14 protein-coding genes are annotated in these 17184 nt (G+C 30.3%); 2 read left to right on the top strand and 12 right to left on the bottom strand.

Annotation, left to right across the window (positions count from 1 at the left end):
- Nucleotides 1-45 precede the first annotated feature (45 nt).
- The 12 genes from EYY60_RS12630 to EYY60_RS12575 form a co-directional block, all read right to left on the bottom strand.
- Nucleotides 46-2436, bottom strand: a complete 2391-nt coding sequence (locus EYY60_RS12630) for a GumC family protein (RefSeq protein WP_132989680.1) — start codon at nt 2434-2436, stop codon at nt 46-48.
- 14 nt (nt 2437-2450) lie between these two features.
- Nucleotides 2451-3242 carry a polysaccharide biosynthesis/export family protein gene (locus EYY60_RS12625; protein WP_132989679.1) on the bottom strand — a complete coding sequence of 264 codons (792 nt, stop codon included), beginning with the start codon at nt 3240-3242 and terminating at the stop codon, nt 2451-2453.
- Between the two features lie 107 nt (nt 3243-3349).
- Entirely contained in the window at nt 3350-4768 is a 1419-nt protein-coding gene (locus EYY60_RS12620) for an undecaprenyl-phosphate glucose phosphotransferase (RefSeq protein WP_132989678.1), read from the bottom strand.
- Nucleotides 4769-4804: 36 nt separating this feature from the next.
- A complete protein-coding gene (locus tag EYY60_RS12615; RefSeq protein ID WP_132989677.1) occupies nt 4805-5512 on the bottom strand; it encodes a WecB/TagA/CpsF family glycosyltransferase in 708 nt (235 codons plus the stop codon).
- Between the two features lie 45 nt (nt 5513-5557).
- Nucleotides 5558-6616, bottom strand: a complete 1059-nt coding sequence (locus EYY60_RS12610) for a glycosyltransferase (RefSeq protein ID WP_132989676.1) — start codon at nt 6614-6616, stop codon at nt 5558-5560.
- Nucleotides 6609-7706 carry a glycosyltransferase family 4 protein gene (locus EYY60_RS12605; RefSeq protein WP_132989675.1) on the bottom strand — a complete coding sequence of 366 codons (1098 nt, stop codon included), beginning with the start codon at nt 7704-7706 and terminating at the stop codon, nt 6609-6611. Before EYY60_RS12605 ends, EYY60_RS12610 begins: the two co-directional genes overlap by 8 nt.
- Entirely contained in the window at nt 7703-8644 is a 942-nt protein-coding gene (locus EYY60_RS12600; RefSeq protein ID WP_132989674.1) for a glycosyltransferase family 2 protein, read from the bottom strand. The genes EYY60_RS12605 and EYY60_RS12600 overlap by 4 nt, the downstream gene beginning before the upstream one ends.
- A 4-nt stretch (nt 8645-8648) precedes the next feature.
- Nucleotides 8649-9911, bottom strand: a complete 1263-nt coding sequence (locus EYY60_RS12595) for an O-antigen polymerase (protein WP_132989673.1) — start codon at nt 9909-9911, stop codon at nt 8649-8651.
- Between the two features lie 249 nt (nt 9912-10160).
- Nucleotides 10161-11606, bottom strand: coding sequence for a flippase (locus tag EYY60_RS12590; protein WP_132989672.1), 1446 nt, complete (start codon nt 11604-11606; stop codon nt 10161-10163).
- A gap of 56 nt (nt 11607-11662) precedes the next feature.
- Complete coding sequence (locus EYY60_RS12585) at nt 11663-12367, bottom strand: LbetaH domain-containing protein (RefSeq protein ID WP_132989671.1); 705 nt, start codon at nt 12365-12367, stop codon at nt 11663-11665.
- A gap of 82 nt (nt 12368-12449) precedes the next feature.
- A complete protein-coding gene (locus EYY60_RS12580; RefSeq protein WP_162847882.1) occupies nt 12450-13163 on the bottom strand; it encodes an SGNH/GDSL hydrolase family protein in 714 nt (237 codons plus the stop codon).
- 208 nt (nt 13164-13371) lie between these two features.
- Entirely contained in the window at nt 13372-13797 is a 426-nt protein-coding gene (locus tag EYY60_RS12575) for an adenylyltransferase/cytidyltransferase family protein (protein WP_132989669.1), read from the bottom strand.
- Between the two features lie 452 nt (nt 13798-14249).
- Between EYY60_RS12575 and EYY60_RS12570 the strand changes: the two genes are divergently transcribed.
- Together EYY60_RS12570 and EYY60_RS12565 are read left to right on the top strand one after the other, a co-directional pair.
- Nucleotides 14250-15215, top strand: a complete 966-nt coding sequence (locus EYY60_RS12570; RefSeq protein ID WP_132989668.1) for a T9SS C-terminal target domain-containing protein — start codon at nt 14250-14252, stop codon at nt 15213-15215.
- Nucleotides 15216-15264: 49 nt separating this feature from the next.
- Entirely contained in the window at nt 15265-17127 is a 1863-nt protein-coding gene (locus EYY60_RS12565; RefSeq protein WP_132989667.1) for an ABC-F family ATP-binding cassette domain-containing protein, read from the top strand.
- Nucleotides 17128-17184 lie beyond the last annotated feature (57 nt).

Raw genomic sequence — 17184 nt, 5'->3', positions numbered from 1 at the left:
AACGGCTCAATTACTTGAGCCGTTTTTCTTTATGAAAATCTCTTTTTATTTTTTAGAGATTATTCTTTTGTACCATGGTTTTTTCTCTACTCTAACACCATAGCCATAACCATAGCCATAACCTTTTGTAGAGTCGGTATCATTAAGTACAATACACATATTAGGTAATTTCTTTTCTTTATAGAATGTATTGGCAATATTCAGCATACGTTTCTCTAAAACATTAGCACGCATTACATATACAAATGTATCAGCATTTTTAGCGATTAATAACGTATCTGTAACCAAACTAACCGGAGCGGTATCTACAATAATATAATCGTACTCTTTTTTAAGTTCTTCAAAAAGCTGATCCACTTTATTACTCATCAACAACTCAGCCGGATTTGGCGGAATTACACCAGAAGGCAGAATAAAGAAATTCTTGTATCCTTCATGTTTGATGATATAATCTCGTACATCTTTATCTGTTGAAGACAAATAATTAGTCAAACCTACACCTGGCACATTTATGTATTCACCAAATTTAGGATTTCTAATATCCGAACCAATTAACAAAACTCTTCTTCCAGACAAAGCAAAAGTTGCTGCCAAGTTTACAGATATAAAAGTTTTACCTTCAGAAGGAAAAGTAGAAGTCACAAAAATAGTTTTTGCGATTCCGTCCGGAACCTTTGTCAACATGAACTCCAAGTTAGTCCTTACAATACGAATCGCTTCAGCAGAACTTGTTCTACTTTCTGATTTAATCAATTCAGCAATATCATCTGAAGTTGGCACGTCTCCAATAAATGGAATTTGAGTTTTTCCTTCAAGATCCAATTTACTTTTGATTTTTGTATCAAGAAGGTCATTTCCATAAATAAAACCAAATGGAACTAATAACCCTAAAAGCATTCCTGCCAAATAAATAATTTTTTTCTTTGGGCTGATTGGTTTTTTCTCTGCTTTTCCCGCATCAATTACACGAGCATTAGGCTCTGTTGCTGATAATGAAATTGCAGTTTCTTCACGCTTTTGAAGTAAATATAAATATAATTCCTCCTTAACTTTTTGCTGTCTCGCGATTACTCTAAATTGACGTTCCTGAACTGGAATTTTACCAATTTTATTATTCAAAAGACTTTCCTGACTTTTGATATCACGATTTTGAATCTGCAAATTAGCCTGCATACGTCTTAAACTAGCAGCAACATTTGACTTTAATGAAGTAATTTGCTGATCCAACTTCACAACAGATGGATTTTCTTCCGTAGCCGATTTTAAAATTCTATTACGATCTAAAACTAACTGGTTATATGATGAAATCAAACCACTTGCATCATTATTATCAGAAATCATGTTAGAAGGCAACAAATCTGAATTTGTGCTTTTTTTCATGAAATCCAAAAGTGAAGAAACAACATTCAATTGAATTTCAGTTTCCACTCCTTTTTTATCATATTCCGTTGAACCTTCAATAAAAAGCTTTGCTTCAGATTCGATATCTGTAAGTTTATTTGTTTTTTTGAATACTTCTACATCCTGCTCTACTCCATCTAATTCTTGGGCAATTAATGCCAATCTACTGGCAATAAACTTTGAAGTATTTTCTGAAATGAAATTTTTATCTTCTGCGGCATCTTCATTGTAGATCTCAATCATACTATCTAAAAAATCTTCTGCTTTTTTAGCAACAGGATCTGAAATCGAAACATTTACGACGCTACTCGTTTTACTAATAGACTCAACTTTTAATTTTTCTCTAAAACTTTCTGTTAATTCATCCAATGGATCAATAACAATGCGTATAGATTTGAATCTACCAGTATGATTTTTACCATAAAATACAGTTTTGAGAACAATCAAAGTACCTATTTTTGTAGCAATTTTTTCTCCAAATACAAATTCTCTTTTTGGAGACAAAATAAACACCTCTTTATCATCGACTTCATTCTCGAGCGAAAAAGTATTTGCATTTAATAGCTTACAATTCAAAATAATTTTTGCTTCATCAAACAAAACTGTTTTATTAATAAAATGAGCGCTGATTGGACTCTCTAAATAAATGTCACGATCTACCACTTTTCCTTCTACAAAAAGCCCAACGTTAAGATTTAGTTTTTTGATTGTACTTTCAACTAAAGTTCTAGACTTTAAAATTTCTACTTCATTGTCAACATTATTCTTCATCATGCTTCCACCTAAACCTAGGTCAGCAAAAGCAGATAATTCTGAAAGCATCCCTCCTTTTTTTTCGTCCTTCACCAAGATAGAAGTTGTAGCTTCATAACTTGGCGTAGTATAACGTAAGTAAATAAACGCTAAAATTAGACCAATTACAACACTCACTAAAAACCAACGCCAATGAATTAAATATTTATCTAACTGATCTCTTAAATTAATATCCTCGATTTCATCATCAATTACATCATTATAAAAATTTTGCTTTTGCATTTTCTATTTCTATTTTATTTAAAGATTAGGACAGATAGCGACACTAAGATAGAAATCGCTGATATAATTACAGAAGTATTTGGACCAACAGCAGAAGAATTTACTCTAGTACTATTTGGCTCGACATACACAACGTCATTTTGGGCCAAATAGTAAAATGGTGAATTTATAAAATCAGATTTTGTAATATCTACTCTATTGTATGATTTCACACCATTAATTTCTCTGATCACCAATATGTTATTCCTACGCCCATAAATTGTCAAATCTTTTGCCATACTCAAGGCCTCAATCAAAGTCACCCTTTCTGAAGCAATTGGATATGTACCTGGTAGGTTAACCTCTCCTTGCAAAGAAATTTTAAAATTCATAATTCGGAGGTTAATGATTGGATTCTTTATGTAGGCACTAATTTTATCTTGCAACAATTTAAGAACCTCTGTACGAGTTAATCCGCTAACTTTTAGTTTTCCCAAAACAGGAAATTCAATATAACCATTTTGATCAACTAAATATAATTGTACTGTTTCTTGTCCTCTAGTAATATCAAGCCTACTATTGTTTGTTGTACTATACGTTCTAAGATTAAAAGGAATTGCAACTTCGGGATCATCAGCAGACACCAGAATCATCAGTAAATCATCTGGCTGAAGTTTAATCTCATAAGAAATTGGATTTTGTTGTGCAGTCATTCCATCAATATTTTGATAATACACTACATCTTTTTTAGATCCACAGGAAAAACACAAAAATAAAAGCAATAAAAAACCAACTACTTTCATAAAAAAGGAAGAATTCAATTTCATTAGGTCTACAATTTACGGGGCAAATATAAGGATTAAAAAAAAAGCACTAAGCTTATAAAATACAAGTTTGAGATAATTTTAAAATATGAAAAATTCAGAGGAAAAGCTTAAAAGGCATTTTCCTCACCTTTAAACACATTAAATACAGTTTTTATTATTATTTTAATGTCGAGAAGCAAACTCCAATTTTCGATATACCAAATATCATATTCAACTCTATTCTCCATATCTACAAGTTGTCTGGTTTCGCCTCGGAATCCATTAACCTGCGCCCATCCGGTTATACCAGGTTTTGCATACTGACGAACCAAATAATTATTAATTAACTCGCTGTATTGCTTAGTATGATTAACCATATGAGGTCGTGGTCCAACAACTGACATATCCCCAAAAAATACATTAAAAAACTGAGGAAGTTCATCAATGCTTGTTTTTCTCATAAAAGCGCCAAATCTAGTAACTCGACTATCACCTTTCACAGCTTGCTTACTGTCTGCAGCTACATTTAGACGCATACTTCTAAATTTTAAGCACGTAAAAGATCTATTATCTCTACCAGATCGTTCCTGTTTAAAAAAGACAGGCCCTGGGGATTCAAATTTTATAATAAGCATGATTATAGGAAACAACCAAGGAAATATAAATACTAAAACAAACAAAGAAAAACAAATATCAAAGACTTTCTTTAAAAAACGATTCACGGCTGCTTCTAAAGGCTCTCTACGAAACATCAAGACCGGAGTGTTCTCATAAAAAGTCATCTCTACCTTATTAGACTTTGTATACAATTGAAAGTCTGGTATAAATTTGATTCGAACCATATGCTGTTCGCAAATTTTCACTAATTGATTTATTACCGCAATATTATCAATGTGTAGTGCTACATACATTTCATCGACCTCTTCACTTATAATAAATTCTTCAATCTGATCAAACCCACCTAGGATAGGATGTGAAATAAAGGCAAATGGATCTACTTTTTCATCAAAAAAACCTAGAAAACGGTAACCAAAAGTTAAATCCTTAGCTAAAATTCTGCGCATGCGTTCACCTGTGTCATTTGCACCAATAATAATAAAACTTCTAAAATTATACCCTTTAGTCCTGATATACTTCAGAAGTTTCATAGATAAATATCTAGATATCAGCAACAATCCAAAGAAAATGCAATAAAAATAAGTCAAACGCAATCTAGAAATATCACTATACTTTAAAACAACAACAAAAAAGGCTGTTATAGCTATATGAATAATTACCTTCTTAATAGTTCTTTTTAATATCGATTCAATAGGTTCAACCCTAACAATCCTAAAAGAATCTTTGTACAGCAAAAGTCCAATCCATATTAGATTACCTAACAAAGAAATAGTCTGTACTTCCTTTAAAAATAGCTTATCTAAAGTTCCAAATCGCAATAATGCCGAAAGAACGATTGCTGTATTCAATAATACTACATCCCATAACAAAAATATAACTTTGAAATAACGAGAAAAGCGATATTCTGAGAGTTCTTGTAAAATTTTCATAAAAGAATTAACGGCTGTGTTAAATAAAATTGTGTATTATAAAGATTTAATTGTTTTATATTTTTTTTTGAATTTATTTAATTCTAAAAAAAAATTAGGATAGTCAATTAGATATCTTTGAAAGAGTTCAGGTTGATCAATAATTCTATATATCCAGCGAATGTTTAATTTATCAAAAAAAACCGGGTAATAATCTTTCTTTTTTGCAATCTGATGCAAATATCCACCACAAGTATATCCATAGCCATCCCAACCAGCATTTTTAAGATCAATTAAAAACATTTCCTGATTAGGAGTCCCCATTCCACAAACAACTACATCAAATCTTTCTCTTACAATTAATTCAATACAATCCTCTCTTTCCTGGTCTTTAAAATATCCATTACGAAAATATCCTATTTTTACATTATATCTATTTTCAATTGCATGCACTGCTTTAGTGATATACTCTTCTTCTGTTCCTATTATTGCGATTGAAAGATTATTAACTTTTGAATGATTAAACACAATGGGAGCAAGAGAAGTATCATCAAAACTAAATCTACTATTTTTTAGCTTATAATATCTGTTTAGTTTATTTACTAACGAAATGCCATCAATATGCCAAAAATCTATTTTTTCAGCAATATCTTTTCTTTCTTTCAATAAAAGCATGGAGTAGGGATTAACAAATGTTGTAAGCCCCTTTTTTATTTCGAAATTAGCAATCTTTTTTATTATTACGTTCCAGCTTTTATATTCCATGATTTATTATGTTATACAACTTCAAAAAAATATTTCTCCGTTATTCTATTTAAAAGATTTGTAATAAGAAATGTAATTTTCTAACATATTAACTTTGTGAAACTGTTTAAAAAAACTACTCTCTTTTAATGTTACAGATTTCTCTTTGTAGTACGAATATTCATTAATCATATTAAGAATTGCAGCAGAAAGTCCCTTATAATCATTAGGCATTACAATAATGCCATTATTTTCAACTAGAGTCCTGGAAGATCCAACATTGGTTGCTATGATTGGCAATCCCACTGAAGTCGCTTCAATAAACACATTGGGAAAACCTTCAAATATAGATGACTGAACCAAAACATCTGAAATAGATAGCAAATTTTGAACATCCGTTCTATGACCTAAAAGAACTACCTTATCTTCTATATTATATTTTTCAATTAGAAATTTTATTTTTCCCTCCAAAGGACCATCTCCCACAATTAAACAAATAAAATTTTCATTTTTTAATTCACTCAGTGCTTGAATTAAATTTTGATGGTTCTTTTGCTCTGATAAACGTCCTAAACTCAACAAAATAAACTGATTTTCAATTCCAAGCTCTTTTTTTAGGTCTTGAATTTTATCCATAGGGATACATTCATAAAAATCCCCACCCATATTGATTGTTGTGTTTCTATTCTTTTTATAATAGGAAGCATAATAATCTTTAACAATTTCCGAAAGGTAAACTACATGTTTTGGTGTAACGAATTTACAGATGTTATTATATTTCAGATAAATATTATCAAAATTAAATATACTTGCCGTATTAAGAATCTTTTCAGAAGCTAATAAATAAGGCATAGTTGCTCTTTTGTGTCCCTGAAGAAAATCTATCTTCTCTTTTTTAATTTTTTTTAAGACTGAAAACAGGTTTCTGTAATTGCGAACATTAGTAACTATATAATTTACTTTAGGGTCCAATAATTGAACACTTAACCCATCGGGAGCAAAAAGATAAACAGCTTTAAAATAATTTAAATAATTATTAGCAAAGAAAACTGTACGTTTCTCTTCTCCTCCAAAATCAAAATCTGGAATTATTAACGCAATTGATTTGTTTCTTAAATCATTCATATTTATAGATTTTATCTAATTGCTCGCGTAATTTATCAATATTATAATAATCGGATTGCTGATATTCAAAATTTTCTAACTTAGAAAACATTTCTCCCATTGTTGCAGGATTATTAATATCGAATGAGTAACCTGTTTGTCCCTCAGTTAGGCATTCTCTGAAGAATGGTACATTGGATACAATGACAGGTTTATTAAAATGATATGCTAAAGACAAAACACCAGACTGTGTTGCAGAGATATAAGGATAAATTACACTATGAGCACCATTAAATAAGTCGTTCAATTCCTCGTCGTCAATATAACGGTTAATAAACGTGATATTATTTTCTTTATTTTCATCCCTTTTAAAATAAACACCTCCGCTACCGGCTATCACCAATGACCTAGTACTCAATAAATTATTCTTACAATATTCATCATATAAAATATCAATACCTTTATATAATTCTATTCGTCCAAAAAAAAGAATATAATTATTAATATTTTTTAGTTCGGGTACAAGCTTCTTTCCATTTATAATAGATGTAGTTACCAATGAGGGAAAATTATGGTAATACACTTTTTTTTGCTTATAGGTATTGATTAATTCTTTATATTGATCTTTACTACATGTAACAAGATGGTCAATATTCTTAATTAAGAATTTTGATCTTCTTTCTACTAATAAATAATTTACTGCTTTTTTTATAAAATTTTTAGGTTTGCTTTCATGTTGCTTTAAATCATGAACAGTATAATAAATTCTTAATTTATAATTCATTGATTTAATAAAATAAGCCAGAGAACTATCTTCTGTCAACAAATGAATAGCATCAATTTCATTCTCTCTACAAATTTTCTTTATAGCTTTAATTATCGGAAAACCGAATAATCTAAAATATCCTCGGCGGATCTTATCCATTGGAGTATCTATAAATATGAAATTGGCATTATAGTTGTCTATTACCGAATTTCTATAATTGCATTGAGGCGAGCACACAAAAACACCAAAAATTTCATGCTCGCTTTTTTGCATAGTATTCACTATGGTAGCACCAAAAGGCATCATTCCAGCATAAAATTCAGAACAAACATAAAGTATTTTCATATTCGCTTTTTAAATTCAATATAGATCACATATAAAACACCTAACAATCCATCTACAAAAAATCCTGTTTTTGCTCCATACCTATAGGCAATATTTAGACGTTTTAAGAGGGGTAAATAATAAAATTCTTTTAAATCCAATAATACCCATTTGATCTTACTAACTCTATTATAAGTCAAAGCGATCCTATTGTCCTTGAAAAAATTAATAGCCCACTTCAAATATTCTAATTTAGAATTCAATTTTCTCAATAAAATAGATTCGTCAACATTTAAAGATGAAATATTTTGACCACTATAGCGCCAATAAACTTTTGCAGATGAATTTATAGTCAAAATATCAAAATCTCTGGCAAATTTTACCCAAGTTGCATCATCAGAGCACCAAGCTAAATCAAATTTTTGAAATTTTCCGTTTTGAAAATATAATTTTCGAGTAAAAACATATTCAACGGCAAAACTAAAAATTTCTCCCTCCATTCTTCTTCTGAAAAAATCAAGAGACGACAGCCTCGAAGGAAATAAATTCCCTTGTTTTTCGCATTTTCCTTTTTCATTTATAATATCAACATTAAAATGTAAAAGCTGTGCTTCTTTATCTGAATCTAAATACTTATAAAATTCTTCGACACAATTATTTGTCATAATATCATCATCTGAGAATAGCCATAACCATTCCTCTTCCTGAACCATGTCTATACATCGTTCCCATTGACCAACCAAATCATAGCCTCCAATGTTTTTTGCGAACTTTTTATATACAATATCAATAAGACCTTCATATTTGCAAACTATAGCATATAAATTATTTGGACTACAATCGTCACCAATATAAAGGGTAAAACGCTTGCATGTCTGATTAGCTATGGATTGCAATGCATCATCTAAAAAATCAGCCTTATAGGCCGGGATTATTATCGCTAAATTATTCTCCATCATCAATTTAAACTCTTTTTAATCTAGGAATTAAATAAGTAATAAGCGCAAAAACCCAGGAATAAATTAAGCTTTCTTGAATATAGTAGCCTCTATATACATTACTTGCAAATCCAAAGAAAAACAAATGACAAAATTGTATTAGTATTATCAATTGCCAAATTTCAATACCACCTTTCCTAAAATGCATTGTTTTTTTTAATAACCAATATAAAATAAAGCAAAAAACAGGAGCTCCTAATATTCCAAAATCAATTACAAAATCGCCAATGAAAGTATAAAAAACGTCCACAGGTGTTTGCAATTTCATTCCATAATAATTAACCAAACTCTCATAATTTGAAAAAGATATGAACCCAAATAAATCCAAGAAGTAATTAAAATTTTGTGCTCCATCCATGTATGTATTCAAATTCCAAATTGTGTGATTAAACCTCATCATTCCTTCCCCGATATATTGACTAATCCACCTTAAAAATGAATTTTCAGCATCATCACTTTCAGAAACAGCATAATCAAATCTAGAGATGCTAATTAAAAGAAACAAAAAGGCAATAACAATTATACTTATTAGTCCCCATCGAGTAATGAGTCTAACAATTTTTTTGTCAAGTACATTTTTTAAAATAAGAAAGACACTGAAAATACCAACAATATTAAAAAGTATACCTCCTCGGCTTCCTGATAAAAACCCAAATAATAGAAATGTCAATAACGAAATAGACAGTCCAAGCAATAAAAAAACATTTTTCTTCTGCAATGTAAGCTGATAGCCCCAAAGAACTAAAACAACATCTCCAAAATGTCGGATAACTGAAAAAGAAATTTTACCCACACCAGAGAACAACAAGCTTGCATTATCTTCATTAGATTCGTACATTTTCCCTAAAGAAAGACCAACGCTTCCAAAGGAAATTTTCGAAATTAACTGAAAGAAAGGAATAACACTGGCAATTGCGAATATAAAAGAACAAATAGTTAAAAACTCAGACACTTGATAAGTTCTAACATATCTTATATTTGACATATCTTGCCTTAAAATAGGCAATAAACAAACTATAGTTAATCCAAACAGATATATAAATGCTAATAAAGTAAGATTTGTATATGAATGGCTGGCAACATAGTAAGTATAATACCAACAAGATCCAACACTTGATAAAAAAAAAGCGGCAAGTAAAAAAAAACCTAAATCTAAGGAACATTTCTTTTTGTAATAAAAAAAGATTGCAAAAAAATAGAGACAAGAATTAATTATAAGAAGTTCCATAAAATCGTTTTACATCATGTTTAATACATTTAATCTCTATCAAAACTTTTAAGTTGTATACAAAAAAAATAAGAACCAATATAAATTGTTGAAATGACATTTTAGATCTGGGCATTAGGACAAAAGTTCTGGAAAATAAAATCTAAAAAAAAGTTTTTCATATACTTTTTGTCCTTAAAACAATTATTATCATTAACGCCGTTTTCAAATTGATTGTTAATTAAAAAGCTTGTCCACAACTCCTTTTATCTATATGGAATGAGATTTTGGCAAAAATTTGAGTTTTTTACAATAAACAACCAACAATTCATTTTTAATTATAAAAATCTGAATGCATGCAAAATAAACAAAAGTTACACTACAAGCTATAATTAGCATAAATATTTCTGAAATTTTAAAAGTTTGAAAATACAGGTTTAACACTAATATTGGAAGTGCATAAACGATATTTTTGAAAACTTTTTTGCTAGGAAATTGAATATTTAAAAACTTTTTCACAAAATATTGAGCAACTAATAATACACTTATCTCTGAACAGATCCACACTATTGAAGAACCAAGACTTTTAAAAGTAGGCACCAAAAAAACGTTTAATATTAAGCCTACACTTGCACCAATAATAGAATTGATTAATATCACTTTATCTTTTTTTAAAGGCATTAATAATTGAAGGACCATTATCTCTTCCATTCCAATTATCAACATTAAAGGCATAATGATGCGCATTGGCAATATGGCTCCTTCATATCCCGGTCCTGCTATTAACATAATAATTTCACGTGCAAATACCGTGGATATAATAATTAATGGAAGACAAAAAGCAATTAAGGCGTCATATGACTTTGAGGTCAATCTTTTAACTTCATCAATATCCCCTTCTGCAACGAGGGCACTCATTCTAGGCAACATAACCGTTGTTAAAGCCGAAAATACAGACAATAAAATTCCATATAACTTGGTAGCAGTCGTATAATAACCGACCTCAATATCTCCCGAAATAAAACCTAAATAGGCAATATTAAACGAAGTATACATTGACGTTAAAATCATATATACCCCTATCGTAAAAAAGGATTTAATAAAAGGAGAAAAAGATATATTTTTGAAACTAAACGATGTAAATTTCCTAAGATATACAAAATTAAAAATTGCATTTAATGCCACTGTGCAAACCATTAAACCATAATAGATTTTGACATCCGATTGATTCTTCACAAAGATGAAAACAGATAGCACAAAAATAAATTTTACAATTACGGATCTTATCGTAATATATTTAAAATTCTCCATTCCCTTGAAGAACCATTCTACCAGAAACAAATTAAAGATTAATTTAACTCCGCCTAAAAACATTAAATCCCAATTTTGATGCAATTTTGGAACAAAAACAACTGCCAATACTAAAACCACTAAAACAATGGCAGTACAAATTGCATTTAATAAAAAAATACTTGAAAACGTGTTTCGAAGTTCATCAATGTTATTTTTATTTTTTGCTATTTCTCTAATGCCAGTAGCACTAATACCTAACATTGAGAAAAGTATAAAATAATTTATTATATTATCGATAAAGTTAAATAATCCCACATTAGAAACTCCTAGTACTCGAGATACATATGGAAAAACCAGTATTGGAAAAATAAAATTAGCTCCTGTAAGAATAGCATTATATGCAAAATTTTTTTTTATCCCCATTAAAATACGAAAATATTGTGTTAAAATAGCGTCCTTAAAATTATTAGATTTTAATTTTAAACCATGCTATCATCATTAACATCACGCCATATATTTGTCACCTTAACTGTTGGCGGATTACCTGCCAACAGACTATGAGTAGGATGATCAGTATAGTCCTTATTTAATAAAGAACCTGCTCCGAAAATACAATAGTCAGGTGTTTTTGTTCCTTTTAAAATTGTACATCGAATTGGAATCCAGTTATTATCCCCAATTACAATAGGAGCTAATGTCTCTCCTTTTTTGGTGCCATCCATTGCTTTTAGCTTATGAAATGAAGTATCCATGATAAGAGCCTCCCACGCAACACGTACATTTTTTCCGAATTTAATTGAACAGTAAGAAACAATTTTCACACTTGTCGTACTTAAATAATTATCCCCAAATTCAACATTCCCAGTGTCACCTACTGAAATAGCAGAAGCATTTCCTATTTCACATTTTCCTTTAAATATGACAGTGCCTCCATGATTTTCCCACATAATACCACCATTTGGATATAAAGACACTGAGCGAAAACCCATTTTAACTATACCAGTTTTGATATTTGGAAAATCTAAAATAACCTTGCCCTTCATATCCAAAAGCTCTGGCTTATATAATAATATTGGTAGTTTCCAAGCTTGTTTTAAAGGCAAATAATGAAAGTTGAAATAAATAGTATAAGGTAAAGATCTTAATATAGACCTTTTGTTCCAGATTTTTTTTAAAATAGCCATAAAGAGCGCTGCTTATTACAATTTAATTTGATGTTAATTATTTCATATAATTAAGACATCATAGAATTTTTAATTAATTATTCTATATATTTTTCTTCGTTTTTAAATAAACCGGATAAAAAGCATTATAAATAACTCCATGGCCTGCATTATTAGGATGTGTATTATCACCTGAATCGTAAATGCTTTTAAGGGTAGGAGATCCTGAATTAACAAGATCATGATAGTAATCTACAAATTTATCTTTATATATGCTTTTCAATTGGTTATTAACCTCAATTAAGCCTTGAGATTTTTTTTCGTCAAGCAATCTCGGGGTTGTTGAACCAACTAAAAAAGAAACGTGATTTAGTTCACACAAATCAGTCATTGTTTTCATATTAGCAATATATTGATTGGCTGTAAAACCATTTGCAATATCATTTGTTGTAATGGAGAAAATAATCATATCGGGATTTAATTTCAAACTTGTCGTAATATTTCGCTTAACATCCGTCTCGATACCCAAATTATTAGAAATGGTCTCAGGCAAAAAATGAAAAGTAGTATATCCGCCTTTAGCATTGTTAATAATACTATCTTTTGTAGCTGCTTTTAAAAGACCTGCCCACGAATTTGAATAATCACTAGCTCCCTGACCACTTGCAATCGAAGATCCTATAATAACTACAGTTATTTTGTCTTTTTTGTTTACATTTTGAGGAAGTTGGGGTTCATCAGGATCCGCAGTACAATTAATGAATAATAGCGCTAACAACAATAGCCATTTACTACTGGTAAGTATTTTTTTTCTCATAAGCAACTTTATTTTGATAATTTTACACAAATTTAACTTATTCATTCTAAGAGAATCGCTTTCAATCCAATAATATTTGAATTAACCCATGTTTTTTTTTAAAACTAAAAATTTGATAATTTTATTAATTATAATTTTGTTTTATAATGATGCAAAACATATAACCATTATCTTAAATGATAAAAATAGAACTTTAATAGTTAAAAACTTAGCTAACTTTAGAAAGTTCCTTTACCGCAACCTCTTTTCTCAATCCACTACTTGAAAAACGGTGATCTCTAGTATTAAAATACAATTCAATTCCTTTCTCCTCACAATATGCTCTTCCAGAAAATTGTTTATCCTTATACTCATCGCCAAGTATTCGAACATCAATTTTAAAAGCGCGTAATATATCATCTAAATCTTGCTCTGTTGCATAAGGAACGATTTCATCAACAAATTTGCACCCTTTTAGTTGTATATAACGTTCAACTACTGTCTGAGTTGGGCTGTTTTTTTCTGGACGATCTAAAGTTGGATCTGTTTGCAAACCAACGATCAAATAATCGCATTGACGTTTTGCTTCTTCTAGCATTTTGATATGTCCAGCGTGCAACAAATCAAATGCACTAAATGTAATGCCTATTTTCATATTTTTTTTAAGTGTTTTTTTTGAAATTTTATTGTTGTTTTCAACACACGGCTTCGCCCTTCCAACTCCCAAAATTTGAAAGCAGAAAAATTTGCATTAGCGGCAAATATATTGACAAATTTTAAGTTTTTTTTATTAAATAATACTTTAAAAAAGATGTCAGAATAACGACTATTAACCACAAAGCACTGTTTACCAACAACATAAACACACAACCGTAAGAATAGCCCTCTAATATTTTTGCAAAAATACATTTCTAAAATGAATACTAAAACACACAAAGAAAGAAATGTCTTAATTTAATACATCTTAAACGTATTTTCATCTTCAGGAATAACACCTTAATTTTTAAAAAATTGTATCTCTAAAAATATTTTTATCGAGTAATTTTCGATAAAATTCTCAATATTTAAAATTACTTTTGCCTATCTCATTGAGAGAAAAGTTTATACATGAAAAATTTAGCTTTCTTTTTATTCTTAATATTTAATTCGGCTTATTCACAATCATTTGGCTGTACTGATTTACTAGCTAAAAATTACGATCCAAATGCTGTTGAAAATAACGGCAGTTGCCATTACGAAAATTTAAAACTAAAGCCTAAATATTCCGTAAAGCTAAATGACACTATTGGAGAAACTTCTGGATTAATTTCTTTTGGAGATTTACTTTGGACGCATAATGACGATCATGACAAAACTATTTATGGACTAGACACTCTAGGGAAAATCCAAAAAAAAATCATTCTCGACAAAGTCATCAATCACGATTGGGAAGAGATTTCACAAGACAGCTCTAGTGTTTATATTGGTGATTTTGGAAATAACCTTTCTGGAAACAGAGTTGATTTAAACATTTTAAAAATCAGTAAAACAGATTTTCTGAATGGCAAGCCTACTATTGAGACTATTTCTTTCAAATATTCTGATCAAACTGACTTTTCTCTACAAAAACCCAATACAACTAATTTTGATTGCGAAGCCTTTATTGCGACCAAAGACAGCATTTACCTGTTTACCAAACAATGGAAATCATCTAAAACAAACATTTATGTTTTGCCTAATCAACTTGGAAATCATATTGCACAGTTAAAACAAACAATTGACACCAAAGGCTTGGTAACTGGTGCCACTTATTTGGAATCCAAAAAACTGGTTGTACTTTGTGGCTATTCCAAACTCGGAAAACCTTTTTTATATTTGCTATATGATTTCAAAAACCATGAATTCGATTCGGGAAACAAACGTCGAATTGACCTTCAGCTTTCTTTTCATCAAATCGAAGGAATTGCGACTACAGACGGACTTCATTATTACCTAACAAATGAAACATTGACGCGCAAACCAATCATTAATGTTCCGGCGAAAATTCATTATTTTGATTTGAGCTCAATTCTGAATTCCTACATTCACAAATAATTCGCAAATCGGGAGATAATAGTTTACTTTTGCAAAAAATTTTATTCTTGTGAATTACTTATCTGTAGAAAATATATCAAAGTCATTTGGCGAAAGAGTCCTTTTTGACAACATTTCTTTTGGAATCAACAAAGATCAAAAAATTGCTTTTATAGCAAAAAACGGTTCTGGAAAAACCACTATCATGAGTATCATTAATGGTTTGGACGAACCCGATACTGGACAAGTTGTTTTAAGAAAAGGAATCAGAATGGCGTTTCTTTCTCAAGATAATAATCTGCAAGATGAATTGACAATTGAAGAAAGCATTTTCGCTTCAGACAACGAAACACTTAAGGTCATTGAAGCATACGAAAAGGCGTTAGAAAATCCTTCTGACGAAGAAGCGTACCAAAAAGCCTTCGATGCTATGGATCAGCATAATGCATGGGATTTTGAAACACAGTACAAACAAATTCTCTTCAAACTAAAACTGGAAGATTTTAAACTTAAAGTTAAAAACCTTTCTGGAGGACAAAAAAAACGTCTTTCACTAGCCATAATCTTAATCAATCGTCCTGATTTATTGATTTTGGATGAGCCAACCAATCATTTGGATCTTGAAATGATCGAATGGCTTGAAAGTTATTTTGCTAAAGAAAACATCACTTTGTTTATGGTTACGCACGATCGTTTCTTTTTGGAACGCGTCTGTAATGAAATTCTTGAGCTTGATAATGGAAAATTATATCAATACAAAGGAAACTACTCTTATTACTTACAGAAAAAAGAAGAAAGAATTACTTCTGAAAATGCAAGTATCGATAAAGCTAAAAACTTATTTGTAAAAGAATTAGAATGGATGCGCCGCCAACCAAAAGCGAGAACAACCAAATCTAAGTCACGTCAAGATGATTTTTACATCATTAAAGAAAAAGCGCAAAGCCGACGCAAAGAAAATAAAGTTGAGCTTGAAATCAATATGGAAAGAATGGGAAGCAAAATTATTGAGCTTCACAAACTTTCTAAAAAATTCAAAGATCGCGTTATTCTGGACAACTTCAGTTTTGATTTTCAACGTGGAGAACGTATTGGGATTATTGGTAAAAACGGAACTGGAAAATCGACTTTCTTGAATCTTTTAACAGGGACAATTCCGCCAGACAGCGGACGCGTTGTGAAAGGTGACACTATAAAAGTGGGCTATTACACGCAATCAGGAATTAATCCAAAGCCGGGACAACGTGTTATCGATATTATAAAAGAATATGGAGAATATATTCCTCTTGCGAAAGGAAAAATTATTTCGGCTTCGCAATTGTTAGAACGTTTTCTTTTTGATGCCAAAAAACAATACGATTATGTCGAAAAATTAAGTGGTGGAGAATTAAAACGCTTGTATTTGTGTACCGTTTTGATCCAGAATCCAAACTTTTTGATTCTGGATGAGCCAACAAACGATTTGGATATTGTGACTTTGAATGTTTTAGAAAGCTTCCTTTTAGATTACCCTGGATGCCTTTTAGTAGTTTCGCACGACCGATATTTCATGGATAAAATTGTTGATCATCTATTTGTTTTCAGAGGTCAGGGCGAAATCGAAAATTTCCCAGGAAACTATTCTGATTTCAGAGCTTATGAAGACAGTGCTGATGTTGCTCAAAAAGAAGAAAACAAAGCTGAAAAGAAAGATTGGAAACAAAATAATCCAACCGGAAATTTGAGCTTCAACGAGCAAAAAGAATATCAAAAAATCGAAAGAGAAATTAAAGATCTTGAAGCTGAAAAAGCCAAAATAGAACAATTATTCTCTGACGGAAAAGTTTCCGATGACGATATCGAGAAAAAAGCAAACGAACTTCAAAACATAATCAATAAAATCGATGCAAAAGAAGAGCGTTGGTTTGAACTTTCTGCTAAATTGGAAGGATAGATCATAAGTTTTCAGTCTCAGTGGCAGTTTTCAGTTTTTATACTTATTTTGGGATTT

The sequence above is a fragment of the Flavobacterium zhairuonense genome (assembly GCF_004352915.1).
Taxonomy (GTDB): Bacteria; Bacteroidota; Bacteroidia; order Flavobacteriales; family Flavobacteriaceae; genus Flavobacterium; species Flavobacterium zhairuonense.
This window is presented reverse-complemented; position numbering and strand designations above follow the sequence as displayed.

What these genes read in the sequence shown, in the direction of transcription:
- EYY60_RS12585 (WP_132989671.1), bottom strand. Translation starts at nt 12,367, where the DNA reads ATGGCTATTTTAAAAAAAATCTGGAACAAAAGGTCTATATTAAGATCT.
- EYY60_RS12610 (WP_132989676.1), bottom strand. Translation starts at nt 6,616, where the DNA reads ATGAATGATTTAAGAAACAAATCAATTGCGTTAATAATTCCAGATTTT.
- EYY60_RS12625 (WP_132989679.1), bottom strand. Translation starts at nt 3,242, where the DNA reads ATGAAATTGAATTCTTCCTTTTTTATGAAAGTAGTTGGTTTTTTATTG.
- EYY60_RS12570 (WP_132989668.1), top strand. Translation starts at nt 14,250, where the DNA reads ATGAAAAATTTAGCTTTCTTTTTATTCTTAATATTTAATTCGGCTTAT.
- EYY60_RS12580 (WP_162847882.1), bottom strand. Translation starts at nt 13,163, where the DNA reads ATGAGAAAAAAAATACTTACCAGTAGTAAATGGCTATTGTTGTTAGCG.
- EYY60_RS12615 (WP_132989677.1), bottom strand. Translation starts at nt 5,512, where the DNA reads ATGGAATATAAAAGCTGGAACGTAATAATAAAAAAGATTGCTAATTTC.
- EYY60_RS12600 (WP_132989674.1), bottom strand. Translation starts at nt 8,644, where the DNA reads ATGATGGAGAATAATTTAGCGATAATAATCCCGGCCTATAAGGCTGAT.
- EYY60_RS12605 (WP_132989675.1), bottom strand. Translation starts at nt 7,706, where the DNA reads ATGAAAATACTTTATGTTTGTTCTGAATTTTATGCTGGAATGATGCCT.
- EYY60_RS12630 (WP_132989680.1), bottom strand. Translation starts at nt 2,436, where the DNA reads ATGCAAAAGCAAAATTTTTATAATGATGTAATTGATGATGAAATCGAG.
- EYY60_RS12595 (WP_132989673.1), bottom strand. Translation starts at nt 9,911, where the DNA reads ATGGAACTTCTTATAATTAATTCTTGTCTCTATTTTTTTGCAATCTTT.
- EYY60_RS12620 (WP_132989678.1), bottom strand. Translation starts at nt 4,768, where the DNA reads ATGAAAATTTTACAAGAACTCTCAGAATATCGCTTTTCTCGTTATTTC.
- EYY60_RS12575 (WP_132989669.1), bottom strand. Translation starts at nt 13,797, where the DNA reads ATGAAAATAGGCATTACATTTAGTGCATTTGATTTGTTGCACGCTGGA.
- EYY60_RS12590 (WP_132989672.1), bottom strand. Translation starts at nt 11,606, where the DNA reads ATGGGGATAAAAAAAAATTTTGCATATAATGCTATTCTTACAGGAGCT.